This window comes from Caballeronia sp. ATUFL_F1_KS39, assembly GCF_023630985.1.
Taxonomy (GTDB): Bacteria; Pseudomonadota; Gammaproteobacteria; order Burkholderiales; family Burkholderiaceae; genus Caballeronia; species Caballeronia zhejiangensis.
In genome coordinates this window covers 159,734-185,588 of record NZ_JALQDZ010000025.1, presented here as the reverse complement: position 1 = coordinate 185,588, position 25,855 = coordinate 159,734, and the positions used below count along the sequence as shown (strand labels likewise).

24 protein-coding genes are annotated in these 25,855 nt (G+C 62.5%); 20 read left to right on the top strand and 4 right to left on the bottom strand.

The window, feature by feature from the left end; translation table 11 throughout:
• The 3 genes from NCR93_RS13710 to NCR93_RS13700 all read left to right on the top strand — a co-directional run.
• Nucleotides 1–723: glutamine amidotransferase (locus NCR93_RS13710; protein WP_250532251.1), on the top strand; the 723-nt coding region annotated here is incomplete at its 5' end.
• Between the two features lie 91 nt (nucleotides 724–814).
• Nucleotides 815–1,927, top strand: a complete 1,113-nt coding sequence (locus tag NCR93_RS13705) for an NADH:flavin oxidoreductase/NADH oxidase (RefSeq protein WP_250532250.1) — start codon at nucleotides 815–817, stop codon at nucleotides 1,925–1,927.
• 128 nt (nucleotides 1,928–2,055) lie between these two features.
• Entirely contained in the window at nucleotides 2,056–2,577 is a 522-nt protein-coding gene (locus NCR93_RS13700) for an SET domain-containing protein (RefSeq protein WP_075583516.1), read from the top strand.
• Nucleotides 2,578–2,627: 50 nt separating this feature from the next.
• Here NCR93_RS13700 and NCR93_RS13695 read toward each other — a convergent pair whose 3' ends face one another.
• Both NCR93_RS13695 and NCR93_RS13690 read right to left on the bottom strand, forming a co-directional pair.
• Nucleotides 2,628–4,082 (bottom strand): sensor histidine kinase, encoded by a 1,455-nt coding sequence (locus NCR93_RS13695; RefSeq protein ID WP_175979872.1) that lies wholly within the window; start codon nucleotides 4,080–4,082, stop codon nucleotides 2,628–2,630.
• A gap of 80 nt (nucleotides 4,083–4,162) precedes the next feature.
• Nucleotides 4,163–4,849: a response regulator transcription factor gene (locus NCR93_RS13690; RefSeq protein ID WP_008352418.1), complete on the bottom strand. Its 687-nt coding sequence runs from the start codon at nucleotides 4,847–4,849 to the stop codon at nucleotides 4,163–4,165.
• 178 nt (nucleotides 4,850–5,027) lie between these two features.
• Between NCR93_RS13690 and NCR93_RS13685 the strand changes: the two genes are divergently transcribed.
• Together NCR93_RS13685 and NCR93_RS13680 are read left to right on the top strand one after the other, a co-directional pair.
• Complete coding sequence (locus tag NCR93_RS13685) at nucleotides 5,028–5,258, top strand: DUF3717 domain-containing protein (RefSeq protein ID WP_008352420.1); 231 nt, start codon at nucleotides 5,028–5,030, stop codon at nucleotides 5,256–5,258.
• 249 nt (nucleotides 5,259–5,507) lie between these two features.
• Entirely contained in the window at nucleotides 5,508–6,014 is a 507-nt protein-coding gene (locus tag NCR93_RS13680) for an Lrp/AsnC family transcriptional regulator (protein WP_008352422.1), read from the top strand.
• Here the strand turns inward: NCR93_RS13680 and NCR93_RS13675 are convergent.
• Nucleotides 5,969–6,502, bottom strand: a complete 534-nt coding sequence (locus NCR93_RS13675; protein ID WP_008352423.1) for a class IV adenylate cyclase — start codon at nucleotides 6,500–6,502, stop codon at nucleotides 5,969–5,971. The genes NCR93_RS13680 and NCR93_RS13675 overlap by 46 nt on opposite strands.
• Nucleotides 6,503–6,608: 106 nt before the next feature.
• A complete protein-coding gene (locus NCR93_RS13670; RefSeq protein WP_008352425.1) occupies nucleotides 6,609–7,511 on the bottom strand; it encodes a LysR family transcriptional regulator in 903 nt (300 codons plus the stop codon).
• Between the two features lie 131 nt (nucleotides 7,512–7,642).
• On the opposite strand from NCR93_RS13670, the gene NCR93_RS13665 reads away from it, so the two are divergent.
• The 15 genes from NCR93_RS13665 (at nucleotide 7,643) to NCR93_RS13595 (ending at nucleotide 25,846) form a co-directional block, all read left to right on the top strand.
• Nucleotides 7,643–9,319, top strand: a complete 1,677-nt coding sequence (locus NCR93_RS13665; protein ID WP_250532249.1) for a GMC family oxidoreductase — start codon at nucleotides 7,643–7,645, stop codon at nucleotides 9,317–9,319.
• A gap of 348 nt (nucleotides 9,320–9,667) precedes the next feature.
• On the top strand, nucleotides 9,668–10,447 hold the full coding sequence (locus NCR93_RS13660; RefSeq protein WP_008352429.1) for an ABC transporter ATP-binding protein: 780 nt from the start codon (nucleotides 9,668–9,670) through the stop codon (nucleotides 10,445–10,447).
• Nucleotides 10,444–11,205, top strand: a complete 762-nt coding sequence (locus NCR93_RS13655) for an ABC transporter ATP-binding protein (protein WP_008352430.1) — start codon at nucleotides 10,444–10,446, stop codon at nucleotides 11,203–11,205. The genes NCR93_RS13660 and NCR93_RS13655 overlap by 4 nt, the downstream gene beginning before the upstream one ends.
• Before the next feature lie 78 nt (nucleotides 11,206–11,283).
• Nucleotides 11,284–12,504, top strand: a complete 1,221-nt coding sequence (locus tag NCR93_RS13650) for an ABC transporter substrate-binding protein (protein ID WP_008352431.1) — start codon at nucleotides 11,284–11,286, stop codon at nucleotides 12,502–12,504.
• A 96-nt stretch (nucleotides 12,505–12,600) separates the two neighbouring features.
• Entirely contained in the window at nucleotides 12,601–13,485 is an 885-nt protein-coding gene (locus NCR93_RS13645) for a branched-chain amino acid ABC transporter permease (RefSeq protein WP_008352432.1), read from the top strand.
• Nucleotides 13,485–14,456, top strand: coding sequence for a branched-chain amino acid ABC transporter permease (locus NCR93_RS13640; protein WP_008352433.1), 972 nt, complete (start codon nucleotides 13,485–13,487; stop codon nucleotides 14,454–14,456). The genes NCR93_RS13645 and NCR93_RS13640 overlap by 1 nt, the downstream gene beginning before the upstream one ends.
• Before the next feature lie 520 nt (nucleotides 14,457–14,976).
• On the top strand, nucleotides 14,977–16,143 hold the full coding sequence (locus NCR93_RS13635; RefSeq protein WP_250532248.1) for an ABC transporter substrate-binding protein: 1,167 nt from the start codon (nucleotides 14,977–14,979) through the stop codon (nucleotides 16,141–16,143).
• Between the two features lie 237 nt (nucleotides 16,144–16,380).
• The gene (locus NCR93_RS13630) at nucleotides 16,381–17,553 is read left to right on the top strand and encodes an ABC transporter substrate-binding protein (protein WP_008352435.1); all 1,173 of its coding nucleotides are present in this window, start codon (nucleotides 16,381–16,383) and stop codon (nucleotides 17,551–17,553) included.
• A 127-nt stretch (nucleotides 17,554–17,680) separates the two neighbouring features.
• Nucleotides 17,681–18,736, top strand: a complete 1,056-nt coding sequence (locus tag NCR93_RS13625; RefSeq protein ID WP_250457084.1) for a branched-chain amino acid ABC transporter permease — start codon at nucleotides 17,681–17,683, stop codon at nucleotides 18,734–18,736.
• Nucleotides 18,737–18,740: 4 nt separating this feature from the next.
• Nucleotides 18,741–20,513, top strand: coding sequence for a branched-chain amino acid ABC transporter ATP-binding protein/permease (locus NCR93_RS13620; protein ID WP_008352439.1), 1,773 nt, complete (start codon nucleotides 18,741–18,743; stop codon nucleotides 20,511–20,513).
• Complete coding sequence (locus tag NCR93_RS13615; RefSeq protein ID WP_175979665.1) at nucleotides 20,513–21,259, top strand: ABC transporter ATP-binding protein; 747 nt, start codon at nucleotides 20,513–20,515, stop codon at nucleotides 21,257–21,259. The genes NCR93_RS13620 and NCR93_RS13615 overlap by 1 nt, the downstream gene beginning before the upstream one ends.
• A gap of 157 nt (nucleotides 21,260–21,416) precedes the next feature.
• On the top strand, nucleotides 21,417–23,381 hold the full coding sequence (gene mnmG / locus NCR93_RS13610; protein WP_250519815.1) for a tRNA uridine-5-carboxymethylaminomethyl(34) synthesis enzyme MnmG: 1,965 nt from the start codon (nucleotides 21,417–21,419) through the stop codon (nucleotides 23,379–23,381).
• Nucleotides 23,378–24,043 carry a 16S rRNA (guanine(527)-N(7))-methyltransferase RsmG gene (rsmG, locus tag NCR93_RS13605; protein WP_250480760.1) on the top strand — a complete coding sequence of 222 codons (666 nt, stop codon included), beginning with the start codon at nucleotides 23,378–23,380 and terminating at the stop codon, nucleotides 24,041–24,043. The genes mnmG and rsmG overlap by 4 nt, the downstream gene beginning before the upstream one ends.
• Nucleotides 24,044–24,119: 76 nt before the next feature.
• Nucleotides 24,120–24,899: a ParA family protein gene (locus NCR93_RS13600; RefSeq protein ID WP_008352447.1), complete on the top strand. Its 780-nt coding sequence runs from the start codon at nucleotides 24,120–24,122 to the stop codon at nucleotides 24,897–24,899.
• A gap of 44 nt (nucleotides 24,900–24,943) precedes the next feature.
• Complete coding sequence (locus NCR93_RS13595; RefSeq protein ID WP_008352449.1) at nucleotides 24,944–25,846, top strand: ParB/RepB/Spo0J family partition protein; 903 nt, start codon at nucleotides 24,944–24,946, stop codon at nucleotides 25,844–25,846.
• The last annotated feature ends 9 nt before the right edge of the window (nucleotides 25,847–25,855 follow it).

Here is a 25,855-nt window from a genome sequence, read left to right as displayed (position 1 = left end):
ATGAAAATTGAAGTCGTGGCTTTTCGCCAGTTATATTTGTATGATGTGGGCAGCCTCTACCAGGTGCGCGGCGATCGGGGCCTGCCGGGGGGGTATCTGGCGGGGGGGCGCGGGCGCATCGAGGCGCCCAATCCGCTCGATCCTTCCTTGCTCGTCGTCCTCGGCGGTCCGATCGGGGCTTTTGAAGACGCGCACTATCCGCATCTCGCGCCGCTGCTTTCGATGCTCGAAAAGCGCATTGCGGCGGGCTTGCCGACCATCGGCATCTGTCTCGGCTCGCAACTGATCGCGCGTGCGCTCGGCGCGCGGGTGTATCCGTCGGGGAAGCTGGAGCTCGGCTGGTCGCCGCTCACGCTGACCGACGCGGGACGCGCGTCCGCGCTGCGGCATCTCGAAGCCGACGGCGCGTCCGTGCCCGTCTTTCACTGGCACGGCGATACCTTCGATCTCCCCGAGGACGCGACGCTGCTCGCATCGACAGATATGTGTGCGCATCAGGCGTTCACCTGGGGCGAGCACGTGCTCGCGCTGCAGTGTCATCCGGAAGTGCTCGTCGAGCGCTTCGAGAGCTGGCTCGTCGCCTATCCGGGCGATGTCGCGAAAAGCGGCACGACGGTCGCCGCGTTGCGCGAGGAAACCGCGCGTCACGGCGCGAAGCTCGAACGCGCCGCCCGCGCGATGTTCGGCGAGTGGCTCGACCGCTTCACCGTGGATGCGCGCTGAACGTGTGATGGTATGAGCCATCGGCGTTTCTGCGTGTCGTGAAGGGCGGTGCTATTCTCGATCGCTTCATTTCCATCGACGAGTCACCGCCATGAGCGCGTTGTTCACACCCACGACCCTACGCGGTCTCGAACTTCCGAACCGCATCTTCGTATCGCCGATGTGCCAGTACTCCGCCGAGCGCGGCGAGGCCACGGCATGGCACATGATCCATCTCGGCCAGCTCGCGTTGTCGGGCGCGGGCATGCTGTTCATCGAGGCGACGGCCGTCGAGCCGGACGGACGCATCACGGCGGGCGATCTCGGTCTCTGGGACGATGTCACCGAAGCCGCGCTGCGTCCCGTGCTCGCCGCCATCCGCCAGTATTCGAAGATCGCGGTGACGATGCAGTTGTCTCACGCGGGCCGCAAGGCATCGAGCCGCAAGCCGTGGGAAGGGGGAGCGCTGGTTTCCGTCGCCGATGGCGGGTGGATGACTTACGCGCCGTCGTCCGTTCCGCATAAGCCCGAAGAAACGCCGCCGCTCGCGCTCGACGCCGCCGGTCTCCTCCGCGTGAAGGAAGCGTTCGTCGCGTCGGCGAAGCGGGCTGCGCGGCTCGGCATCGACGGCATCGAAGTGCATTGCGCGCATGGTTATCTGCTGCATCAGTTTCTGTCGCCGATCGCCAATCAGCGCACCGACGAATACGGCGGCTCGCTCGAAAACCGCATGCGCTATCCGCTCGAAATCTTCGATGCCGTGCGCGCCGCGTTCCCGGCCGACAAACCCGTCGGCGTGCGCGTTTCGGCGACCGACTGGGTCGAAGGCGGTTGGAGCATCGAAGACACGATCGCGTTCGCAGCGGAGTTGAAGAAGCGCGGCGTCGACTGGGTCGATGTATCGTCGGGCGGCGTTTCGCCGTTGCAGAAGATTCCGTTGTCGTCGGGCTATCAGGTGCCGTTCGCGCGGGCCGTGAAGGAAGCGACGGGCGTGAATACTGTCGCCGTCGGACTGATTACGGAGGCGAAGGAAGCAGAAGAAATCGTGGCGAGCGGCAAGGCGGACTACGTCGCGATGGCGCGCGCGATGCTCTACGATCCGCGCTGGCCGTGGCACGCCGCCGCCGAGCTCGGCGCGACCGTCACGGCGCCGCCGCAGTACTGGCGCTCGCAGCCGCGCGACCAGAAGAACCTCTTTGGCGAGATCACAATCGGCCAGCGCTGAAACGTTGCGCGCATCGCCCGGACGGTTGAGCAGACGCGCGCCGGGAGTGTAGGATACCGGTGTGTTGGACGCGAGCGTTCAACGAGCGAACGCGGCGGCATCGAAGCCACCGCGTTTTTTTTGTCCCGATGTTCATCCCCGATCGCGCGGGAGCGAAGCGTTATTTAAGGATTCGTTCGATGAGTTCACGCAGGGTCACCGTTCGCCGCTCCGGCGTGCACGGTAAAGGCGTGTTTGCCGTGAAGCCGATCGCCGCCGGCGAGAAGGTGATGGAGTACAAGGGCGAGCGCATTTCGTGGAAGGAAGCGCTGCGCCGCCATCCGCACAATCCCGACGAGCCGAATCACACGTTCTACTTCGCACTCGACGATGGCCGCGTGATCGACGGCAAGATCGAAGGCAACAGCGCGAAGTACATCAATCATTCGTGCGCGCCGAATTGCGAGGCCGAGGAAGTCGAAGGGCGCGTGTTCATCCACGCGCTGCGCGACATCGAGGCGGATGAAGAGCTGAATTACGACTACGGTCTCGTCATCGACGGCCGCATCACCAAGAAGCTCAAGAAAGAATACGAATGCCGATGCGGCGCGAAGAAATGCCGCGGCACGATGCTCGCGCTGAAAGAAGAGAAGGCGAAAAAGAAGAAGTAAGCCGCGCTTAAGACCGGACAGAGCCACGGACCGAAACCCGTGGCTCTTTTTTATTCCGCCGCCGGTTTGTCTTCCTTCAGCGGCATGCGCACGATGAAGCGCGCGCCGCCTTCGGGCGCATCTTCGTAATGCACCGTGCCGCCGTGCAGCACCATGATGTCGTGAACGATCGCGAGTCCGAGGCCCGCGCCGCCTTCGACGTTTTGCCCGTCGCCGCGGAAAAAGCGCTTGAAGAGATCGCCTTGCTGATCCGGCGGCACGCCTGGTCCGTTGTCTTCCACGACGACTTCGCCGAAGCGCCGGCCGTTCGCGTCGCTCCATTCCGTGACCGACATCGTGATGCGCGCGCCTTCGATGCGAAACGGCGGAATGTACTTGAGCGCGTTGTCGATCAGATTCGCGAGCACCTCACGCGCGAGCACGACATTGCCGCGCACGATCAGCGGATGTTCGTTCTCGGGATCGTCGAGGCGCTGAAAACCGAGATCGACGTGTGCGGCGAGGGCGCGCGGCACCCATTCCGCGCCGGTTTCGAACGCGAGCGCGGCCAGATCGAAATCGGAAAAGCGCGCCGCCTGTTCGCCCGGCTCGGCGCGCGCGAGCGAAAGCAATTGATTCGACAGCCGCACCGCCCGGTCCGCCGATGCGCGCAACTCCTTCACCGCTTCGACGGCCTTCGCGGGATCGCGCGAACTGAGCGCCTGCTCGGCGTGCAGCTTGACCGCCGTCAGCGGCGTGCGCAGTTGATGCGCGGCGTCGGCGATGAACTTGCGTTGCGCATCGAGCGCGCTTTGCAGGCGCACGAGCAGGCCGTTCATCGCGCTCGTGAGCGGGCGGATTTCGCTCGGCACGTAAGTCTCGTCGACAGGTTCGAGCGAGATGTGCGTCTGCTGATTGAGCGCGTCGGCGAGATCGGTGAGCGGGTTCAACTGCTGATTCACGACGCGCCACACGATCACCCATCCGGCGAGCAGCAGCAACAGCAGCGGCATCATGATCGCGATGAGAAATTCGACCGCGATCCGATATCGCGAACCCACGCGTTGCGCCACTTCGACGACGATCGGATTGCCCGTCGGCTGCGGCACGCGCACTTGCGCCGCGCGCACGGAGACGCCCTCGAAGTGCGTCTCGAAGACGTACGCGTAGTGAATGCGCCGCACGTTGGTGCCGGTGAGCGGCAGATCGGGTTCCCCGGCGATTTCCTCATCGCCGGTGCTGATGCGGTAGATGAGTTGCTCGACGGGATCCGAGAACATCGCCTGCGCGAGCGGCGGCACGGTGACGGGCGCATCGACGCCGGCGAGCTGGATCTGCTTGGAGATGGCCGTCGCGAGATCCGCGAGCGAGCGGTCGACGACGTGCTGCGTGTATTGCCACGCGAGCCAGTAGGCCATGAGGCCGGACATCAGCGCGAGCAGGGACAGCGGCGCGGCGAGGCGGCGCAGGAGCGTGCGCCGCAGACTCGGCGGCGCCGGCGTCTCGGCGGCTTTCGACCGCGCCAGATCGAGCCAGTCTTCGCGGGCGAAACGCTGGTCGCCCGCGCGGCGAGTGGGAAATCGCAAGGCGTTTTACGGCAGAAGCGTTACGCCGCTTGCCGGATCTCCTGAAGCAGATAGCCGAAGCCGCGCACCGTCACGATTTCCACGCGCGTGTTCTCGAGTTTCTTGCGCACGCGATGCACATACACTTCGATGGCCGTATCGCCGAGATCGCCGCCGAAGTGCGTCAGATGATCCTGCAACTGCGCCTTGCTCACGACGCGGCCGTGACGCAGCAACAGCATTTCGAGCACGGCGAATTCGCGCGGCGAGAGTTCGAGCGGACGCTCGTCGTTGAAGATGCGGCGATCGACGCCCGACAGGCGCAAGCCGCCGAGCGACACTTCGGGGCGTGGCACGTCGCCGTGCGGGCCGCTGCGTCGCATCACCGCGCGGATACGCGCTTCGAGTTCCTGCGGCTCGAACGGCTTCAGCATGTAGTCGTCGGCGCCGCTGTTCAGGCCTTGCACGCGGTCGTGCAGTTCATCGCGCGCGGTGAGGATGATCACCGGCGTGTGACGATTGCCCTGGCGGAAACGCGAAAGCAGCGTCATGCCGTCGATGCCGGGCAGGCCGAGATCGAGAATGACGAGCTCGTGGCGGTTCTGCGCGAGCGCCTGTTCGGCGAAGATGCCGTCGTGCACCATGTCGACCGTGAAGCCGGATTGTTCGAGGCTGCTTTGAATGCCGCGCGCGATGGGGCGGTCGTCTTCGATCAGAAGGATTCGCATGGAGTCGCTCAAGTACAATGGGTTGAGCTCTAGCGGGCGGGGCGGTCGGCGGCATGGTCACATGCGCGGCGTGCGGCGCGGGCTCGAGCCGGTTCAAAACTCACATCTCATGCGGCGTGCGCGACCTGTTTTCCTAAAGCCGCGAGCGGCCGTACACCGAATGTATTTCTGCCCGGACATGGCTGTCATCCCGATCCACGAACTCGAAGCCGCGATCAACTACTGGCGCGGCCGCTCCCCGTCGAGCGGCGACGAACTCAGCCTCTGCAAGGAAGCGAGCGCGCTGTCCAGGCCCTATGCGCTGCTGATTGTACAGCGTCAATCCGGGCTGCCGCCCGAGCAACTGGACGACGAGGCTCGCGCCGCCTGGGAAGCTTACGAGCGCTTCAGGAATGGTAGTCGAGACTGAAAGGTAACTGACGATCGAGCTTTCTATTTGCTGTTCGAAGGCTTGCGTTTATCCCGAATTCGCGTCTTTCCGTATGAAATCCGGCCTTTCGCGGTGTCATGGTTGGTAACATGCGCGTTACCTTGTTTGCCGCTGAAAGGAATTCGTAAAACGCGCGCGAAACGGCCCCTTTGCGCAAAGGGTTTGTGAGGGCACCCGCTGCCATGCGATAAAGTCGCATTCATCACCGCTACCGCGCGTATCCGCCTCATGCTCGAACTCGATCATTTCGACCTCGCCCTGCTCGACGTGCTTCAACGCTTCGGGCGCGCGACGCATCAGCAACTGGGCGAGCAGGTGCCGCTTTCGCCGTCGCAGATCGGGCGGCGCCTGCAGCGCCTCGAAGCGACGGGCGTGATCGAAGGATATCGGGTGGTGTTGCGGCCCGAAAAGCTCGGCCTGGGCGTGACGGCGTTCACGAGTTTGAAGCTGAAGCATCACGGCGATTCGATCATCGAGCAGTTTCAGCAGCAGATCGAAATGCTGCCCGAAGTGCTCGAATGTCACGCGACCGTCGGCGATGCGGATTACCTGCTGCGCATCGTCGCGCCCGATTTGAACGCGCTTTCAGGCTTCGTCATGAAGAAGCTGATGCGCGTGCCGGGCGTCGACAGCGTGCGCTCGAACATCGTGCTGACGACGTTCAAGCGCAACGGTCCGCTGCCGCTTTCTCATCTCGCCGACGACGACGCCTCGGGACTGAGCAAATCGACGTAAGCGAGCGGCACGAGATCGGTCTGCGCCACGCCGAGACGCGCGAACATCGCGTGAGCTTCTTCTTCGCCGCCGGCTTCGTCGTCGTCCTGGCCGAGCACCACTTCCAGCTCGATGAAATCGCCGAGACCGTCCACGCGGTCCAGATGAATGCGCGTGCGCCCGACGAGAAACACATGCCGTTCCTTCGAGACAATGCCGCGCGTCGTCAGCGCCTGCGCGAGCAGCGCGTGCATCGCCTCGGGATTCGTCACCGGGCTGCGCGTGTAATACGAGACTTTCGGGCCGTCGCGGTCGTCGCGCTGATAAAAGATCAGCTCGGATGGCGTGCCGTCATCGAACTGGCGCAGCTTGAGGCGTCCGGTCGGCACGTCGTAGAAGAAGTCTTGCTGGCGGAAAACCAGCGGCGCATCGGGGGCGAGCGCGGCCGCGCGTTCGCGCAGTGCGTCGAATTGATGCGCGCGCGCCTTGATTTCGATGTTGCGTGCCATGAAGACTCCTCGAACACGGTTGGATGTAAAAAAGCGAGCGCCCAGCCTAGCAGACGATCGATGAAGCGCGCTTGAAAGCCCTTGCCCGCGAAGTCGGGATTTGCCCTCAGACGGACCATTGCGCGTCGATCAAACGCAGCGCCGCCGCGATCGCCGGTTCATCGCGACGTTCCGCGAGCGCGACGAAGGACAACTGCGTCGGCACCGTGACGCCTTCGACGATCGTCAGCGCGTGTGCGTGCGCCTGCGCCAGCGCGATCGAATCGCGCGCGAGCGACAGACCGACGCCCGATTTCACGAGATCGAGCATCGACGGCTCCTGATCTACTTCCGCGACGACGAGCGGCATCGCGCCCGCCTCGCGGAAGAGGCGCGACAACAGCCGGTTATGCGCGGATTCCTGCGGCGTCCAGATCCACGGCAGCTTGGCGAGCGCGGCCCAGTTGCGCTTGCCCTTGTTGACGCGGTTGTGCCAGCCCGCCGGCGCAAGCACGCGATACAGAAATGGCGTCAGCCTGACGACGTGAAAGCGCTCGCCGTCGCGCGTGCCGTCGACGGCCGGATCGCCGATGTAATAGCCGACGTCCAGATCACGCGCCCTCACGCGCTCCAGCACCCAGCCCGACATGCCGTGCCGCAATGACGTCTCGATGCGCGGATGCGTCTCCACGAGCTGGCGCAAAAATCCGCCGAGCCGCAGAAACTCGGGATCGAGAATGGTGCCGATGCGCAGCGTGCCGCTCACTTCGTGACGCAGCGCAGCAGCGGCGCGCTGCACGTCGGCGGCGGCTGCGAGCGCGCGTTCGGCGTGCGGCAGGAGCGCTTCGCCATCGCGCGTCAGCAAAAGTCCGTGCGACGTCCGCGAAAACAGGACGACGCCCAGCATCTCCTGCAGATTCTTGATCTGCAGGCTGACGGCCGGCTGCGTCAGATGCAGTTGCGCCGCCGCGCGCGTGAGGTTGCCTTCGCGTGCAACGGTGATGAAGGCGCGCAGAAGAATGTAGTCCATCGGCTGATATTAAAGCTTCTTATATCCCAGTTGAACATATCTGATTGGATTCGCAAGCGCATCCCGCAGTACGCTCGGTTGATCTGCAAGCCAAAGACGCCGCACAAGACGGCGCGCCACGGAGACAAGCGATGAAACAGAACGCGCGCAAGCTGGAAGGTGAATTCGACTACATCGTGGTCGGCGCGGGCACGGCGGGTTGCGTGCTCGCGAATCGCCTAACCGAAGATCCCGACGTGAACGTGCTGCTGCTCGAAGCGGGCGGCAAGGACGACTATCACTGGATTCATATTCCGGTCGGCTATCTGTATTGCATCGGCAATCCGCGCACGGACTGGCTTTACAAGACGCAGGCGGAACCGGGCCTGAACGGACGCGCGCTGTCGTATCCGCGCGGGCGCGTGCTCGGTGGATGCTCGTCGATCAACGGCATGATCTACATGCGCGGCCAGCGCGAGGACTACGACGACTGGGCGCATGTCAGCGGCGACCCGAACTGGTCGTGGGATTCCGTGCTGCCCATCTTCAAGCGCAGCGAGGATCATCACGGCGGCGGCAATCAGTGGCACGGCGCGGGCGGCGAATGGCGCGTCGAGAAGCAGCGTCTGAAGTGGAAGATTCTCGAAACCTTCGCGCAGGCCGCGCAGCAGAGCGGCATTCCCGCGACCGATGACTTCAATCGCGGCGACAACACGGGCGTCGGTTATTTCGAAGTGAATCAGCGCGGCGGCATTCGCTGGAATGCGGCGAAGGCCTTTCTCCGTGAAGCGATGAAGCGTCCGAACCTCACGACGATCACCGGCGCGCACACGCAACGCCTCGTGTTCGAAGGCGCGCGCTGCGTCGGCGTGGAGTATCGCGGCGGCGATGTCGATTACATCGCGCGCGCGCGATGCGAAGTGATTCTCAGCGCGGGCGCGGTGAATTCGCCGCAGATTCTCGAACTCTCGGGCATCGGCAATGGCGCGCGTCTGCAGCGTCTCGGCATCGATGTCGTGAAGAGTCTGCGCGGCGTCGGCGAAAATCTGCAGGACCACTTGCAATTGCGCATGGCGTACAAGGTCAACGGCGTGCGCACGTTGAACACGTTGTCCGCGCATTGGTGGGGCAAGCTTTTCATCGGCATGCAATACGCGCTGTTGCGTAGCGGCCCGATGTCGATGGCGCCATCGCAGCTCGGCGTGTTCGCGAAGTCCAATCCCGACGATGCATCGATCAAGCGCCCCGACGTGCAGTATCACGTTCAGCCCTTGTCGCTCGAACGCTTCGGCGAACCGCTGCACGCGTTCAATGCGTTCACGGCATCCGTGTGCAATCTGCGGCCGACATCGCGCGGCAGCGTGCATATCGAATCGCCCGATGCCCATGCGGCGCCGCTGATCGCGCCGAATTATCTGTCGACGGACCGCGACCGCGAAGTCGCCGCGAATGCGTTGCGCCTCACGCGGCGCATCGCCGGCGCGCCCGCGCTCGCGCGTTATGCGCCGGAAGAGATCTTGCCCGGCATTCAGTTTCAGACGCAGGAAGAACTCGTCGAAGCGGCGGGCAAGGTCGGCACGACGATCTTTCATCCGGTCGGCACATGCCGCATGGGCACGGACAACGATCCGGGGGCGGTCGTCGACAGCCGCCTGCGCGTGATCGGCGTGCGCGGCCTGCGCGTCGTCGATGCATCGGTGATGCCGACGATCACATCGGGCAATACGAATTCGCCGACGCTGATGATCGCCGAGCGCGCGAGCGACATGATCCGCGAAGACCGGCGCAGCGTCGAAGCGCAGGAAGTGATCGCGACGGCGCTCGCGTGACGTGATGAATGACGTATGCATGACGCGCGCATGACGCTCGATCAGTCATCGCTTATTTGCGCCCTGCATAAGCATTCCCCATGCCCCCATAACGTGCATGCGGCGGGACTCCAAGCAAATCGTTAGTAAGTGCAAATCCCAATGATTGCGCTGCATCATTGGCGCGACAATGGCCCCGGAATTAGTGATGCTCGGCATGCCACGTGCACACTTTGTGCGGCCGCAACAGCGACGCGCGAAGCGAAGCAGTACCGGAATGGAGACAACGTTCGGGTGCGCGCGGAAAGAAAAAATAAGGCGCAGGCGAACAGAGTTTGCCCCAGCGTCTCACTTCGCATGGAAGGGGACATGATTCTCGGCGACACCATTCTTGAAACGCGAGGACTCACGAAGGAATTCAAAGGCTTCACGGCCGTGAATGGCGTGAACCTGCGCGTTCGCCGCGGTTCGATCCATGCGCTGATCGGACCGAACGGCGCAGGCAAGACAACCTGCTTCAACCTGCTCACCAAGTTCCTCGAACCCACTGCGGGCCAGATCGTTTTCAACGGCACGGACATCACGCGCGAGCGGCCGGCGCATATCGCGCGGCGCGGCATCATCCGCTCGTTTCAGATTTCCGCCGTGTTTCCGCATCTGACCGTGCTGCAGAACGTGCGTATCGGCTTGCAGCGGCAACTGGGTACGTCGTTTCATTTCTGGCGCAGCGAGCGTTCTCTCGACGCGCTCAACGACCGCGCGATGGATCTGCTCACGCAAGTCGGCCTCACCGATTTCGCCGATACCAAAACTGTCGAGCTTTCGTACGGCCGCAAGCGCGCGCTGGAGATCGCGACCACGTTGTCGATGGAGCCCGAACTCATGCTCCTCGACGAACCGACGCAAGGCATGGGCCACGAAGACGTCGACCGCGTGACGGCGCTCATCAAGAAAGTATCGGCGGGCCGCACCATCCTGATGGTCGAGCACAACATGAACGTCATCGCGGGCATCTCCGACACCATCACCGTGCTTCAGCGCGGCGAAGTGCTGGCCGAAGGCAGCTACGCGGAAGTGTCGAAGAATCCGCTCGTGATGGAAGCCTACATGGGCAGCGCCGATGCGGCGCTCACCGGAGCGCATGCATGAGTACGATCGTGGAGGAGCGCCGCTCGCGCGAGGCGAACGGCGCGGCGGGCAATGTGCCCGCGCTGGAAATCTCGGGATTGCAGGCGTGGTACGGGGAATCGCACATTCTGCATGGCGTGGACCTCAAGGTGAATCGCGGCGAAGTGGTCACGCTGCTCGGCCGCAACGGCGCGGGCCGCACGACGACGCTGCGCGCCATCATGGGCCTGACCGGGCGCAGGACGGGCTCGATTCGCGTCGCGGGACACGAAACCATCGGGCTCGCCACACACAAGATCGCGCATTACGGGGTCGGCTATTGTCCGGAGGAGCGCGGCATTTTTTCGAGCTTGTCGTGCGAGGAAAACCTGCTGTTGCCGCCGCTCATCGGCAAGCAGAAGGACGCGATGTCGCTCGACGAGATCTATTCGATGTTCCCGAACCTGAAAGAGCGCCGCGCGAGCCAGGGCACGCGTCTTTCGGGCGGCGAGCAGCAGATGCTGGCCGTCGCGCGCATTCTGCGCACGGGCGCGAATCTGCTTCTGCTCGATGAAATCTCGGAAGGTCTCGCGCCGGTCATCGTGCAGACACTCGCGCGCATGATCCTCATGCTGAAGTCGCGCGGCTACACGATCGTCATGGTCGAACAGAATTTTCGTTTCGCGGCGCCGCTCGCGGACCGCTTTTACGTGATGGAGCACGGAAACATCGTCGAGCATTTCGGCGCGGGGGAACTCGAAGCGAAGATGCCGGTGCTGCACGAATTGCTCGGGGTGTAATCGATCCCGAACGCGGCACGCCGGAAAGAAGGGCAACACCAGTAACACCGCAACAAATCAAAACTCATGGAGACTGGAATGAAAAAGAAGACCCTCGCGCGCCTCTCTACTCTGTGCTTTGCGGCTGCGGCGGCGAGTGTGGCGGTGATGAGCACGAGCGCCAACGCCGCCGACGGCAACACCGTGAAGATCGGTTTCGTCACCGACATGTCGGGCCTCTACGCGGACATCGACGGCCAGGGCGGCCTCGAAGCCATTCGCATGGCGATCGCGGACTTCGGCGGCAAGGTGAACGGCAAGCCGATCGAACTCGTCTATGCGGATCACCAGAACAAGGCGGATATCGCGGCATCGCGCGCGCGTGAATGGATCGACCGCGACGGCGTGAACGCGATCATCGGCGGCACGAATTCGGCGACGGCGCTCTCGACCGCGCAAGTCGCGGCGGAGAAGAAGACGCCGTACATCAACATCGGCGCGGGCGCGGACAACCTGACCAACGAGCAATGCTCGCCGTACACGGTGCACTACGCGTACGACACGATGGCGCTCGCGAAAGGCACCGGTTCCGCGGTGACGAAGCAGGGCGGCAAGACGTGGTACTTCCTCACCGCCGACTATGCGTTCGGCAAGGCGCTCGAAAAGAATACGGCCGACGTCGTGAAGGCGAACGGCGGCCAGGTGCTCGGCGAAGTGCGTCATCCGCTGTCGGCGTCGGACTTCTCGTCGTTCCTGCTGCAGGCGCAGGGATCGAAGGCGCAGGTGCTCGGCCTCGCGAACGCGGGCGGCGACACGATCAACTCGATCAAGGCCGCGAAGGAATTCGGCATCACCAAGTCGATGAAGATCGCCGCGCTGCTCATCTTCATCAACGATATCCACAGCCTCGGGCTCGAAACGACGCAGGGTCTCGTCCTGACGGACAGCTGGTACTGGAACAAGGATGAGAACACGCGCAAATGGGCGCAGCGCTACTTCGGCAAGATGAAGAAGATGCCGTCGAGCCTGCAGGCAGCGGACTATTCCGCCGTGATGGCCTACCTGAACGCGGTGAAGGCGGCGGGCACGACCGACGGCGACAAGATCATGGCGCAGCTCAAGAAGACGAAGATCGACGACTTCTACGCGAAGGGCTACATCCGCGAAGACGGTTCGATGATCCACGACATGTATCTGATGGAAGTGAAGAAGCCGTCGGAATCGAAGGAGCCGTGGGACTACTACAAGATCACCGCGACGATTCCGGGCGATCAGGCGTTCGGCACGAAGGCGGAGTCGCGCTGCAAGCTCTGGAAGTAAGCGTTCGGCGGTGATTCAGCGCGTTCGCGAGGCGGGCGGCCAAGAGGGCCGCTCGGCCGCCGCAACCGCGTCAACACGTTTCTGACGGCAGGTTCAATGGAAATTTTCGGCATTCCACTCGCCGCGATGATGAGCCAGCTGCTGCTCGGGCTGGTGAACGGCTCGTTCTACGCGATCCTGAGCCTCGGGCTCGCGGTGATCTTCGGCTTGCTCAACGTCATCAACTTCGCGCACGGCGCGCTCTTCATGCTGGGCGCGATGCTCGCATGGATGGGCGCTTCCTACTTCAACGTCCCGTACTGGGCGATGCTCGTGCTCGCGCCCGTCATCGTCGGGCTGTTCGGCGTTTTCGTCGAGCGATCGATGCTGCGCTGGCTCTACAAGCTCGATCATCTCTACGGGCTGCTGCTCACGTTCGGCCTCACGCTCGTGATCGAAGGCGTGTTTCGCTCGATCTACGGTTCGTCGGGGCAGCCTTACGACGTGCCGTCGCTGCTGCAAGGCGCGACCAATCTCGGCTTCATGTTCCTGCCGAACTATCGCGCGTGGGTGGTCGTGGCGTCGCTCGTCGTGTGTTTCGCGACGTGGTTCGTGATCGAGAAGACGCGCGTCGGCGCTTATCTGCGCGCGGGCACGGAGAATCCGAAGCTCGTCGAGGCGTTCGGCGTCAACGTGCCGATGATGATCACGCTCACCTACGGCTTCGGCGTCGCGCTCGCGGCGTTCGCAGGCGTGCTCGCGGCGCCGGTGATTCAGGTGTCGCCGCTGATGGGCCAGTCGATGATCATCACGGTGTTCGCAGTGGTCGTGATCGGCGGCATGGGTTCGATCATGGGCTCGATCCTCACGGGTCTCTTGCTCGGCGTGATCGAAGGCTTGACGCGCGTGTTCTATCCGGAAGCGTCCGCGACGGTCGTCTTCGTCATCATGGCGATCGTGTTGATGATTCGCCCGGCAGGATTCTTCGGCAAGGAAAAATGATGCAGAGAAAAGCGCTCTACGGCCTGTTGCTGATCGGCCTGATCGTGGCGCCGTTCGTCGGCGTGTATCCGCTGTTCATGATGAAAGTGCTGTGCTTCGCGCTCTTCGCAGCCGCGTTCAATTTGCTGATCGGCTATACGGGGCTGCTGTCGTTCGGGCACGCGATGTTCCTCTCTTCCGCGGGCTACGTGGCCGGCTACGCGATCCAGACGCTCAACTTCACGCCGGAGCTCGGCGTGCTCGCGGGCACGGCGGCGGCGACGCTGCTCGGTCTCGTCGCCGGCCTGATCGCGATTCGGCGCCAGGGCATCTACTTCGCGATGGTCACGCTCGCGCTCGCGCAGATGGTGTACTTCGTCTTCCTCCAGGCGCCGTTCACGCATGGCGAAGACGGTCTGCAAGGCGTGCCGCGCGGCAAGCTGTTCAACGCGATCGATCTCGGCAACGACATCACGCTGTATTACGTCGTGCTCGTGGTGATGCTGCTCGCGTTCGCGCTGATCGTGCGCATCGTGCATTCGCCGTTCGGGCAAGTGCTGATCGCGATCAAGGAGAACGAGCCGCGCGCTATTTCGCTCGGCTACGACACGTCGCGCTACAAGCTGCTCGCGTTCGTGCTGTCGGCGGGGCTCGCGGGTTTCGCGGGCGCGACGAAGACGCTCGTGCTCGGCTTCGAAACCCTGGGCGACGCGCACTGGACGATGTCCGGCCTCGTCGTGCTGATGACCCTCGTCGGCGGCATGAGCACGATGTTCGGCCCGCTGCTCGGCGCGGCGATCATCGTCGCGCTGGAAGACCGGCTCGGCGATATCGGCAGCGGCATCGCGCGGCTCACGGGCGTAACGTGGTTCAACTCGCTGGGCGAATCGGTGACGATCGTGACGGGCGTCATCTTCATCGCGTGCGTGCTGGCGTTCCGTCGCGGAATCGTCGGGGAGATCGTTGCGCGGGTTCGGCCGCTGCAAGGCTGAAGCGATTTACTTTGAATTGCGAATTAATTGGGGCTTCGCGAGAAGCGCGCTGTATTGCAAGAAATACGCCCCGTTGAGGTGCTTTTGTGCACCACTAGGGTAAATGCTAGGTTGCCGGGCACTGTTGCGTTCTTTAACATGCGTCCTAGTTCTGTTGCACCCAGATTTTTGAGGTGGAGAACGAGGAGACATGAGGCACGAAGTGCCCGACCGAAAAGCGCTGTTGGATGAGTCCAACAGCGCTTTTTTATTTGCCCGTCGATAATACGAATTAATCCCTCGACGGATTTAAGGCGGGGTTTTCCCGAGGGTTTAGGGATGCGTGCGGCGTCGTCGGAAAAGCGCTGAAAAAACAACGTTCGAAGCCCGGGAAGACCCTTCAAAAGGCTTGCTGCCCGGCGCTTTCGTCCGCTAAACTGCATTTCCCGACCCGTCGGTCGGCGATTCGAAGCGGCGCGAATCACGGACATATCCGCAGGCGATTCTTTACGCATAAGCACGATTTACGGGGCGCAAATCAATGAAGTTGGCATTACGCGGAAAGGCGGTCGCAATGGCCGTCGCGGCATTATCGGCGGTAATCAGCAATCAGGTTTTGGCGGACGTGAAAATCGGCGTGACGGTTTCGGCAACGGGCCCGGCGGCGTCGCTTGGCATTCCCGAGAAGAACACCGTTTCGTTGCTTCCGAAGGAGGTCGCCGGGCAGAAGGTGGAATACATCGTTCTCGACGACGCCACCGATTCCACGCAGGCCGTGAAAAACGTGCGCAAGCTGACGAGCGAAGATCATGTCGATGCGCTCGTCGGCTCGACCGTCGTTCCGAACTCGCTCGCGATGACCGACATCGCCGCTGAAACGCACACGCCGATGATCTCGATGGCCGCAGCCGCGAGCATCGTCGAACCGATGGATGCGAAAAAGGCGTGGGTCTTCAAGACGCCGCAGAACGACATTCTGATGGCCACCGCCATCGCGCAGCACATGTCGAATCATGGCGTGAAGACGGTCGCGTTCATCGGCTTCTCCGATGCCTACGGCGAGAGCTGGTTCAAGGAATTCTCGAAAGCGGCCGATCTCGCGAAGCTGAAGATCGTCGCGAACGAGCGCTTCGCACGCAACGACGCATCGGTGACGGGCCAGGTGCTCAAGACGATGTCGCAGAACGCGGACGCGGTGCTGATCGCGGGCGCGGGCACGCCGGCCGCGCTGCCGCAGAAGACGCTCAAGGAGCGCGGCTACAAGGGCAAGATCTATCAGACGCACGGCGTCGCCAATAACGACTTCCTGCGCGTGTGCGGCAAGGATTGCGAAGGCACGTTCCTGCCCGCCGGACCGCTGCTCGTCGCGGAGCAGTTGCCCGACAGCAATCCCGTGAAGCAGGCCGCGCTCACGTACAAGAAAGCGTATGAAGGCGCCTACGGCGCGGGTTCGGTGTCGACCTTCGGCGGTCACGCGTGGGACGCGGGCCTCATTCTGCAGCGCGCGATTCCCATTGCGCTGAAGAAGGGCCAGCCCGGCACGCCGGCGTTCCGCGAAGCGCTGCGCGCGGCCATCGAAGAGACGAAGAATCTGCCTGCATCGCACGGCATCTTCAACATGAGCCCCAACGATCACTCCGGACTGGACCAGCGCGCCCGCGTGATGGTGGAGATCGTAGGCGGCAAGTGGAAGCTCTCGGGCAACTGACGCAATCGCATGTGAACTGATTCGAGGAAAAAAGGCGCGTCGTTTCGAACGCGCCTTTTTTCTGCGCTGTGCAACGAAAGCCCCGACGAAGAAGAGGGCGCAACGGTCAGGGAAAACGAGCCTTGGCACGCAGTATCGCGGTAAATAGATTGGGGCGGCTCTTTGATTGGCCTCGAAAGTCGCATCGATAACAACTCGCAGCAACGCACCGCCAGTGTGCGCGTTTGGAGACAAGCAATGAAAACGAAGAAGGCATGGATCAAGACCGGCATCGCGCTCGCCATCGCGGGCAGCGTGTTCGCGGGCGCGGGCGCGGCGCTCGCGCAAGTGAAGATCGGCGTGACGCTCTCGGCGACGGGACCGGCGGCATCGCTCGGGATTCCCGAGAAAAATACCGTCGCGCTGTTGCCCAAGGAAATCGGCGGGAAGTCGGTCGAATGGATCGTGCTCGACGACGGTTCCGACACGAGCCGAGCCGTGCAGAACACGCGCAAGCTGATCGACGAAGATCACGTCGATGCGATCGTCGGCTCGACCGTGACGCCAAACTCGCTCGCGATGATCGACCCGGCCGCCGCGGGCAAGACGCCGATGATCTCGATGGCCGCCTCGGCCGCGATCATCTCGCCGATGGACGCGAAGAAAGCGTGGGTCTTCAAGACGCCGCAGAACGACGCGCTCATGGCCGACGCGATCGCGAGCTACATGGAGAAGCACGGCGTGAAGACCGTGGGCTTCATCGGCTTCGCCGATGCCTACGGCGACGGCTGGTACAACGTGTTCAACACGGCGGCCACGGCGCACAAGCTGAAGATCGTCACGAACGAGCGCTTCAACCGCACGGACACGTCCGTGACCGGCCAGGTGCTGAAGACGATGGGCGCGAACCCCGACGCGGTGCTGATCGCGGGTGCGGGCACGCCGTCCGCGCTGCCGGCGAAGGCGCTGAAGGAGCGCGGCTACAAGGGCAAGGTCTATCAGACGCACGGCGTCGCCAACAACGACTTCCTGCGCGTGTGCGGCAAGGATTGCGAGGGCGAGATCCTGCCCGCCGGTCCGGTGCTCGTCACCGAGCAATTGCCGGAGAGCAATCCGGTTAAGAAGTCGTCGGCGGCGTACAAGGACGCGTACGAGAAGGCCTACGGCGCGGGTTCGCTGTCGACGTTCGGCGGCCACGCTTGGGACGCCGGGCAGATGCTTCAGCGCGCGATTCCCGAAGCGCTGAAGAAGGGCCAGCCGGGCACGCCGGAGTTCCGCGAAGCGCTGCGCGCGGCGCTCGAAAACCTCAAGGATCTGCCGGTGTCGCACGGCATCATGAACATGACGCCGACCGATCACAACGGCTTCGACAATCGCGCGCGCGTGATGGTGCAGATCGTCGACGGCAAGTGGAAGCTGCTGAACGACTGATGTCGTGGAACGCGCCTTACCCGCGCGTTCCTGTTTCTTAAATTCGAGATGATCTCGTAGAACAAGCGGCGCACCGGCAACGGCGCGCCGCTTGACCATGTTTCACAAGAAGCTCCAAAGAGGAAGTATGGACTTATCGATTGCGGCGATCCTCGCGCAGGACGGGATCACCACGGGCGCGATCTACGCGTTGCTCGCGCTCGCGCTGGTGCTCGTGTTCTCCGTGACACGCGTCATTTTCATTCCGCAGGGCGAGTTCGTCGCGTATGGCGCGCTCACGCTGGCCGCGCTGCAGACGCAGAAGCTGCCCGCCACCTGCTATTTGCTCATCGCGATGGGCGTCGGGTGCTTTATCGCCGAACTCGCTGGCATCGTTCGGCATCCTTCGCGATATCACCAGATCGGACGCTTGCTCGCCGTCCTGGCCGGCAAGTATCTGCTGTTTCCCGTTGCGGTTTGGGGCATTACGCAAGCCGCTTTTGCGCAGCCTTTGCCGATGTTGGCCCAGATCGCGCTGACGCTTCTCATCGTCGTGCCGATGGGGCCGTTCGTCTATCGCCTCGCCTATGAGCCGATCGCGGAGGCGAGCACGCTGTTGCTGCTGATCGTCGCGGTCGCCGTGCACTTCGCGATGGTCGGCCTCGGGCTCGTGATGTTCGGCGCCGAAGGATCGCGCACGACGGCATTCTCCGACGCCAACTTCAATCTCGGCAGCGTATCGATCTCCGGGCAAAGCCTGTGGGTCGTGGGGACGGCTGTCGTGTTGATCGTCGCGCTGTACTTCTACTTCGATCGCTCGATTTCCGGCAAGGCGTTGCGCGCGACGTCGGTGAATCGTCTGGGCGCGCGGCTCGTGGGCATCGGCACGACACAGGCGGGTCGCCTCGCGTTCACGCTCGCGGCCGGGCTCGGCGCGCTCTGCGGCGTGCTCGTCGCGCCCATCACGACGATCTACTACGACTCGGGCTTTCTGATCGGCCTGAAGGGTTTCGTGGGCGCGATCGTCGGCGGTCTGGTGAGCTATCCGCTCGCGGCGGCGGGGTCGCTGCTCGTGGGTCTGCTCGAATCGTATTCGTCGTTCTGGGCGAGCGCGTACAAGGAGGTGATCGTCTTCACGCTGATTATTCCGGTGCTGCTGTGGCGAAGCCTGGCGAGCCCGCATTCGGATGAGGACGAGGAGTGAGCCGATGAAATTCCGTTCTTTCTGGATCTTTCTGCTGATCGTTTTCGCGTTGCCGATTCTGCCCGGGCCGGTCGCCGTGCCCGAGTACTGGATCACGCTGCTGAACTACATCGGCCTCTATTCGATCGTCGCGATCGGCCTCGTTCTGCTGACGGGCATCGGCGGGATGACGAGCTTCGGCCAGGCTGCGTTTGTCGGCGTGGGCGCATACGCGACGGCCTTCCTGACGACGCGCTATGGCGTCTCGCCGTGGCTCGCGCTCATCGCAGGCGTCGTGCTGACGGCATTTATCGCGCTGCTGCTCGGTCTTATCACCATGCGTCTGTCCGGGCACTTTCTGCCGCTCGGGACGATCGCGTGGGGCCTCTCGCTGTTCTATCTGTTCGGCAACATGGAACTGCTCGGCAAGTACGACGGCATCAATGGGATTCCGGTGCTCAACGTGTTCGGCTGGCAGCTCGAATCGGGGCGCAGCATCTACTACCTGATCTGGGTCGTCGTGCTGCTCGCGGTGATATCTGTTCAGAATCTGCTTAATAGTCGGCCCGGCCGCGCGATTCGCGCATTGCGCGGAGGCGGCACGATGGCCGAGGCGATGGGCGTCAATACTGCGTGGATGCGCGTGGTCATCTTCATTTATGCAGCAGTTCTGGCGGCCATTTCCGGCTTCCTGTACGCGCACTTGCAGCGTGCGGTGAATCCGACGCCGTTCGGGCTGAATCACGGCATCGAGTTCCTGTTCATGGCGGTGGTCGGCGGCGTGTCGCACGTCTGGGGTGCGATTCTCGGTGCGACGATCCTCACCGTTCTGCAGGATTATCTGCAGACGCTTCTGCCCAAGCTGATCGGCGCCAACGGCAATTTTGAGATCATCGTTTTCGGCGTCGTGATGGTTCTGCTGTTGCAATACGCGAGACAGGGCGTATGGCCGTTCGTCGCGCGCATCTTTCCTCGTGGTCCTCGCGCTCAGGTTCCAGATCACGGCGACGCCCTGCCGCAGCGCAGCAAACCCACGGCGGGCGAGCGCTTGCTGGTTGTCGACAAGGCGCGCAAGCAGTTCGGTGGGCTCGTCGCGGTGAATGATGTCAGTTTCGAGGTGAAGGCCGGCGAGATCATCGGTTTGATCGGACCAAACGGCGCAGGCAAATCCACGACGTTCAATCTCGTCACAGGCGTGCTTCAAGCGACGAGCGGCGCGATCAGTTTTCACGGCGAACGCATCGAGAAGCTGACTTCGCGCGAGATCGTCAAACGTGGCATCGGGCGGACGTTTCAACACGTCAAGATGCTGCCGGGGATGACCGTTCTGGAGAACGTCGCGATCGGAGCGCATCTGCGTGGCAATACGGGCGTCTGGCGCAGCGTCGTCCGTCTGAATGCGGCGGAGGAAGCGCGGCTGATGGCGGAGGCCGCGAAGCAGATCAAGCGCGTCGGGCTGGAGAAGCATATTTATAGCGAAGCGGGGAGTCTCGCGCTGGGTCAGCAGCGGATTCTGGAAATCGCTCGCGCGCTGTGCTGCGATCCGACTCTGTTGCTCTTGGACGAACCTGCCGCCGGCTTGCGGTATCAGGAAAAGCTACAACTGGCTGACTTGCTGCGAAAACTTCGCGCCGAAGGGATGAGCATTCTTCTGGTCGAACACGACATGGACTTCGTGATGAATCTGACGGATCGGCTTGTGGTGATGGAGTTCGGCACCAAGATCGCCGAAGGATTGCCGACAGAAGTCCAGAAGGATCCTGCGGTGCTCGAAGCATATTTGGGTGGGGTGGAGTGATGGCAGATCCGATTCTTCAAGTGGACGGCTTGTCGGTACGCTACGGCAAGGTCGAGGCGTTGCACGACGGCAAGCTCACCGTCGGCGCGGGGCAGATCGTTTCCGTCATCGGGCCGAACGGCGCGGGAAAGTCGACGCTGCTTAACGCGATCATGGGTGCGCTGCCGCAGACGGGGCATTCGAAGGGCGTTGTGCGGTATCTTGGAGAAGATATCTCTGCGTTACCGATCGAGCGTCGTGTCGCACGTGGAATGTGCCTGGTGCCGGAAAAACGCGAGCTATTCGCGACGATGGCGGTAGAGGACAACCTCGTGCTCGGCGCTTATCGGCGTAAGAAGGCAGGCGAACGGAATTACCTTGATCAGCTCGATCATGTATTTCAGCTTTTCCCGCGACTGAAGGAACGGCGGAAGCAAGCGGCCGGAACCTTGTCGGGTGGAGAGCGGCAGATGCTAGCGGTGGGTCGCGCGCTGATGGGTAAGCCGCAACTTCTCATGCTCGACGAGCCGAGCCTCGGGCTGGCGCCGCTGATCGTCAAGGAGATTTTCCATATCATCAGCGCTCTGCGTCAGACGGGCGTTGCCACGCTGCTGATTGAACAAAATGCACGCGCGGCGCTGCAAATCTCCGACTACGGCTATGTTCTCGAAACGGGTGAGTTTGCCCTCGAAGGGAACGCCGATGCGCTTCAACACAATCCCCAAGTTATCGAGACTTATCTTGGCCTGACGAAAAAAGTGGCTTAGACGCCACAACGGCGGTGCCCACCGATGGCGTGTTTCACGTGAAACACGCCATTTTTTTCGTCTCTGCCCGTTTGACCGAATTCGAGGGCGGGAAGAAACCGTTATAATTCAAAGCTATTCTCTCTTCAGGTTCGTGTCGTTCGCACACGATATCCCAATGCTTTATCCCACAGAATTTGATGTGATCGTCGTCGGAGGCGGTCACGCGGGCACTGAGGCGGCGCTCGCCTCCGCGCGTATGGGCTGCAAAACGCTGCTTTTGACCCATAACATCGAGACCCTCGGTCAGATGAGCTGTAATCCGTCCATCGGCGGGATTGGCAAAGGCCATCTCGTCAAGGAGGTCGACGCGCTCGGTGGCGCCATGGCTGCGGCGACGGACGAGTCCGGCATTCAGTTCCGCATTCTCAATTCGTCGAAGGGGCCGGCGGTGCGGGCGACGCGCGCCCAAGCTGATCGCCTTCTGTACAAGCAGGCGATCCGCCACCGGCTGGAAAATCAACCGAATCTCTGGCTGTTCCAGCAAGCGGTCGATGATTTGATGGTCGAGGGCGATCGCGTCGTCGGTGCTGTGACCCAGGTGGGTCTGCGTTTTCGCGCGCGCGCCGTCGTACTGACCGCAGGGACGTTCCTCAATGGGAAGATCCACGTTGGTCTGAATAACTATGTCGGCGGTCGCGCGGGCGATCCCGCTGCGGTGTCGCTTTCCGCGCGTCTGAAGGAATTGAAGCTGCCTCAGGGCCGTCTCAAAACGGGCACGCCGCCGCGCATCGATGGCCGCACGATAGATTTCTCTCAGCTCGAAGAGCAACCGGGCGACCTCGATCCGATCCCGGTGTTCTCGTTTCTGGGTCGAGTAGAGCAGCATCCGCGTCAATTGCCGTGCTGGGTCACGCACACGAATGCGCGGACGCATGACATCATCCGCTCCGGACTCGATCGATCGCCGATGTATACGGGCGTTATTGAAGGCGTCGGACCGCGCTATTGCCCGTCGATCGAGGACAAGATCCACCGCTTCGCTTCGAAAGAAGCGCACCAGATCTTCTTGGAGCCGGAAGGACTGACCACGAACGAGTTCTATCCAAACGGCATCTCCACGAGTCTGCCGTTCGACGTGCAACTCGAGCTCGTGCGCTCGATGCGGGGCCTGGAGCACGCGCACATCCTTCGTCCTGGCTATGCGATCGAATACGACTACTTCGATCCGCGGGCGCTGAAGGCGTCGTTGGAAACGAAGGCGATCAACGGCTTGTTCTTCGCCGGACAGATCAACGGTACGACCGGCTACGAAGAGGCAGCTGCGCAAGGCTTGCTTGCGGGAATCAACGCCGGACGCCAAGTCCAAGGTAAAGAGGCGTGGTCGCCGCGTCGAGATCAGGCGTATCTGGGCGTGCTCGTAGACGATCTCGTGACGCGGGGCGTATCTGAGCCGTACCGCATGTTCACGAGCCGCGCGGAGTACCGTCTGTCGCTCCGCGAGGACAACGCGGATATGCGTCTCACGGAAATTGGCCGCGAGCTCGGTGTCATCGACGATATTCGCTGGGACGCGTTCAGCCGCAAGCGCGACGCTGTTTCACGTGAAACACAGCGTCTTCGCTCGACATGGGTCAACCCGAAGACGCTGCCGGCCGAAGAGGCGACCGCGTTCCTCGGCAAGCCGATCGACCATGAGTACAGCTTGGCGGATCTGCTGCGCCGGCCGGGTGTTTCGTACGACGGCATCTGCGCGCTGCGCGACGGAGCGTGTGGCCCGGACGCGCCGTTAGCGGAGGATTCGGTTCTTCTCAGCCAGATCAAGGAGCAAATCGAAATCGGCGTGAAGTACCAAGGTTACATCGACAGGCAAGCGGACGAAATCGTGCGGAACGGCGCGCAGGAAAATACGCGCCTGCCCGAAGGTCTCGACTACAACGAAGTCCGCGGCCTGTCGTTTGAAGCTCGCCAGAAACTGATTCAGCACCGGCCCGAGACCATCGGTCAGGCATCGCGAATCTCGGGCATTACGCCGGCCGCGATCTCGCTGCTGATGGTGCATCTGAAGCGCGGCGCGGGACGTCGCGGCCGCAACTCGCCTAGCGACGATTCGGCAAGCGGTAATACGACGGCGGTTCAATGACGGAGCGCAACCAAACTCTGGCGACGACGCTCGAAAAGGGCGTCGCCGCGCTCGGCCTCGCGCTGTCGTCTTCGCAAAGCCAGAAATTACTCGATTATGTCGCGCTGCTCGCCAAGTGGAACTCCGTCTATAACTTGACGGCAATCCGCGACCCGCAGCAGATGCTGATCCAGCACATTCTGGATTCGCTCGCGATCGTCCCGGCTGTATCCGCGCGAAATCCGTCGACTCTGCTGGACGTCGGTTCGGGCGGCGGTTTGCCCGGCGTCGTGCTGGCGATCGCGCAGCCAGATGTGCGTGTGACGTTGAATGACATCGTCCACAAGAAAACAGCTTTTCAGTCGCAGGCGAAGGCCCAGTTAGGTCTGAACAATCTGTCTGTCGTAACCGGGCGCGTCGAAAGTTTACGTCCAGGCATCGAAGTACCGGAAAAATTCGATGTAATCGTGTCGCGCGCATTCGCAGAGCTCTCCGATTTCGTTACACTTTCGCGTCATCTGGTTGCGGACAACGGGCGGATTCTGGCGATGAAAGGGGTGAAGCCAGATGCCGAAGCCGCGCGAGTGCCGGCGGGCGCCACGGTGCTCGGCATCGAGCGCTTGAATGTGCCGATGCTCGACGCCGAACGGCATCTCGTCGAGATTGCCGTCGAGCCGGTATGACGGTTCGTTGAAGGTTTTCATCCGCCATTCCAGGCACGCTGATCTTCTGACAGCGAAGAAACGAGGACACTAAACGATGGCAAAAATCTTCTGCGTCGCAAATCAGAAGGGCGGCGTTGGAAAGACCACGACAGCGGTCAATCTCGCGGCGAGCCTCGCGGGGCTGGGTCAGCGCGTGTTGCTGATCGACCTGGACCCGCAGGGCAACGCGACCATGGGTAGCGGCATCGACAAGGCCGCGTGCGAGAACACGGTTTACGAAGTGCTCGTCGATGGCGTCACGCTGCGCGAAGCGCGTACCCGTCCGGAGGCCGTTGGTTACGACGTGCTGCCGGCCAATCGCGAACTCGCTGGCGCGGAAGTCGAACTCGTGGACATGGAAAACCGCGAGCGCATTCTTCGCGTCGCGATCGAAGAAGTAGTCGATGACTATGACTTCGTGCTGATCGATTGCCCCCCGGCGCTTTCGCTGCTGACGCTCAACGCGTTGTGCGCGGCGCACGGCGTCGTGATTCCGATGCAGTGCGAATACTTCGCGCTGGAAGGGCTGTCCGACCTCGTGAACACGATCAAGCAGGTTCACGCCAATCTGAACCGCGACCTGAAGGTCATCGGCTTGCTGCGCGTGATGTTCGATCCCCGGATCACGCTGCAACAACAAGTGTCGGATCAATTGAAAGAGCATTTCGGCAGCAAGCTGTTCGACGTCGTGATCCCGCGCAATGTGCGTCTTGCCGAGGCGCCGAGCTACGGGCTGCCGGGTGTCGTGTTCGACAAATCGTCGCGCGGCGCGCAGGCGTACATCCAGTTCGGCACGGAAATGATCGAGCGCGTGCGTGCGCTCGACCTCAACTAAGCAAACCCATTCGATGCGGCAGTCACGCCGATGGAGGAACCGAAATGAGCGCTGTGATGAAAAAGAAGGGTTTGGGCCGAGGCCTGGATGCATTGCTCGGCGGCAGCGTCGACATTACGGAAGCCGTGCGCGGTGAAGGCACGCCGTCGGTGTTGCCGCTCGACAAGCTGCAGGCCGGGAAGTATCAGCCGCGCACGCGCATGGACGAGGGCGCGCTTCAGGAGCTCGCGGCGAGTATCCGCGCGCAAGGGCTGATGCAACCGATCCTCGTGCGCTCCGTCGGCGACGATCACTATGAAATCATCGCGGGCGAGCGGCGTTTTCGCGCCGCGCGCCTGGCGGGGCTCGATGAAGTACCCGTGTTGGTAAAAAACGTGCCAGATCAGGCTGCCGCAGCGATGGCGCTGATCGAAAACATCCAGCGCGAGGATTTGAATCCGCTGGAAGAGGCGCAGGGCATCCAGCGCCTGCTCGATGAGTTCAGCTTCACGCACGAACAGGCTGCCGAGTCGGTCGGCCGCTCGCGCAGCGCCGTCTCTAATCTGTTGCGTCTTTTGAACCTGGCGACGCCCGTTCAGACGATGCTCCTCGCCGGCGACCTCGACATGGGCCACGCGCGCGCGCTGCTCGCCGTCGACGCAGCGACGCAAATTCAACTTGCCAATCACGTCGTCAATCGCCGCTTGTCGGTGCGTGAAACGGAGCGCCTCGTCGCGGCGACGACCAAGGAAGCGCCTGCGACAAAAGCACGCGCCGCAAACGACGGCGGACGTGATACGCGTCGGCTCGAAGAAGAGTTGTCGGATCTGCTATCGGCCAACGTGAAGATCAAGCTGGGCGGAAGAGGGCGCGGAAAAGTCACGATCGATTTCGGCACGCTCGACTCGCTCGAAGGCATTCTGACGAAGCTGCGCGGCAGCATCGAAGCGACGACTCCCACAGCCTGACCCGCGCAC

Excerpts from the sequence above, each read along its gene's own strand:
- NCR93_RS13640 (WP_008352433.1), top strand. The coding sequence starts at position 13,485 with ATGCAGAGAAAAGCGCTCTACGGCCTGTTGCTGATCGGCCTGATCGTG.
- NCR93_RS13705 (WP_250532250.1), top strand. The coding sequence starts at position 815 with ATGAGCGCGTTGTTCACACCCACGACCCTACGCGGTCTCGAACTTCCG.
- NCR93_RS13615 (WP_175979665.1), top strand. The coding sequence starts at position 20,513 with ATGGCAGATCCGATTCTTCAAGTGGACGGCTTGTCGGTACGCTACGGC.
- NCR93_RS13635 (WP_250532248.1), top strand. The coding sequence starts at position 14,977 with ATGAAGTTGGCATTACGCGGAAAGGCGGTCGCAATGGCCGTCGCGGCA.
- NCR93_RS13690 (WP_008352418.1), bottom strand. The coding sequence starts at position 4,849 with ATGCGAATCCTTCTGATCGAAGACGACCGCCCCATCGCGCGCGGCATT.
- NCR93_RS13650 (WP_008352431.1), top strand. The coding sequence starts at position 11,284 with ATGAAAAAGAAGACCCTCGCGCGCCTCTCTACTCTGTGCTTTGCGGCT.
- NCR93_RS13600 (WP_008352447.1), top strand. The coding sequence starts at position 24,120 with ATGGCAAAAATCTTCTGCGTCGCAAATCAGAAGGGCGGCGTTGGAAAG.
- rsmG (WP_250480760.1), top strand. The coding sequence starts at position 23,378 with ATGACGGAGCGCAACCAAACTCTGGCGACGACGCTCGAAAAGGGCGTC.
- mnmG (WP_250519815.1), top strand. The coding sequence starts at position 21,417 with ATGCTTTATCCCACAGAATTTGATGTGATCGTCGTCGGAGGCGGTCAC.
- NCR93_RS13660 (WP_008352429.1), top strand. The coding sequence starts at position 9,668 with ATGATTCTCGGCGACACCATTCTTGAAACGCGAGGACTCACGAAGGAA.
- NCR93_RS13620 (WP_008352439.1), top strand. The coding sequence starts at position 18,741 with ATGAAATTCCGTTCTTTCTGGATCTTTCTGCTGATCGTTTTCGCGTTG.
- NCR93_RS13645 (WP_008352432.1), top strand. The coding sequence starts at position 12,601 with ATGGAAATTTTCGGCATTCCACTCGCCGCGATGATGAGCCAGCTGCTG.
- NCR93_RS13680 (WP_008352422.1), top strand. The coding sequence starts at position 5,508 with ATGCTCGAACTCGATCATTTCGACCTCGCCCTGCTCGACGTGCTTCAA.
- NCR93_RS13700 (WP_075583516.1), top strand. The coding sequence starts at position 2,056 with ATGTTCATCCCCGATCGCGCGGGAGCGAAGCGTTATTTAAGGATTCGT.
- NCR93_RS13630 (WP_008352435.1), top strand. The coding sequence starts at position 16,381 with ATGAAAACGAAGAAGGCATGGATCAAGACCGGCATCGCGCTCGCCATC.
- NCR93_RS13675 (WP_008352423.1), bottom strand. The coding sequence starts at position 6,502 with ATGGCACGCAACATCGAAATCAAGGCGCGCGCGCATCAATTCGACGCA.
- NCR93_RS13595 (WP_008352449.1), top strand. The coding sequence starts at position 24,944 with ATGAGCGCTGTGATGAAAAAGAAGGGTTTGGGCCGAGGCCTGGATGCA.
- NCR93_RS13670 (WP_008352425.1), bottom strand. The coding sequence starts at position 7,511 with ATGGACTACATTCTTCTGCGCGCCTTCATCACCGTTGCACGCGAAGGC.
- NCR93_RS13665 (WP_250532249.1), top strand. The coding sequence starts at position 7,643 with ATGAAACAGAACGCGCGCAAGCTGGAAGGTGAATTCGACTACATCGTG.
- NCR93_RS13685 (WP_008352420.1), top strand. The coding sequence starts at position 5,028 with ATGGCTGTCATCCCGATCCACGAACTCGAAGCCGCGATCAACTACTGG.
- NCR93_RS13655 (WP_008352430.1), top strand. The coding sequence starts at position 10,444 with ATGAGTACGATCGTGGAGGAGCGCCGCTCGCGCGAGGCGAACGGCGCG.
- NCR93_RS13625 (WP_250457084.1), top strand. The coding sequence starts at position 17,681 with ATGGACTTATCGATTGCGGCGATCCTCGCGCAGGACGGGATCACCACG.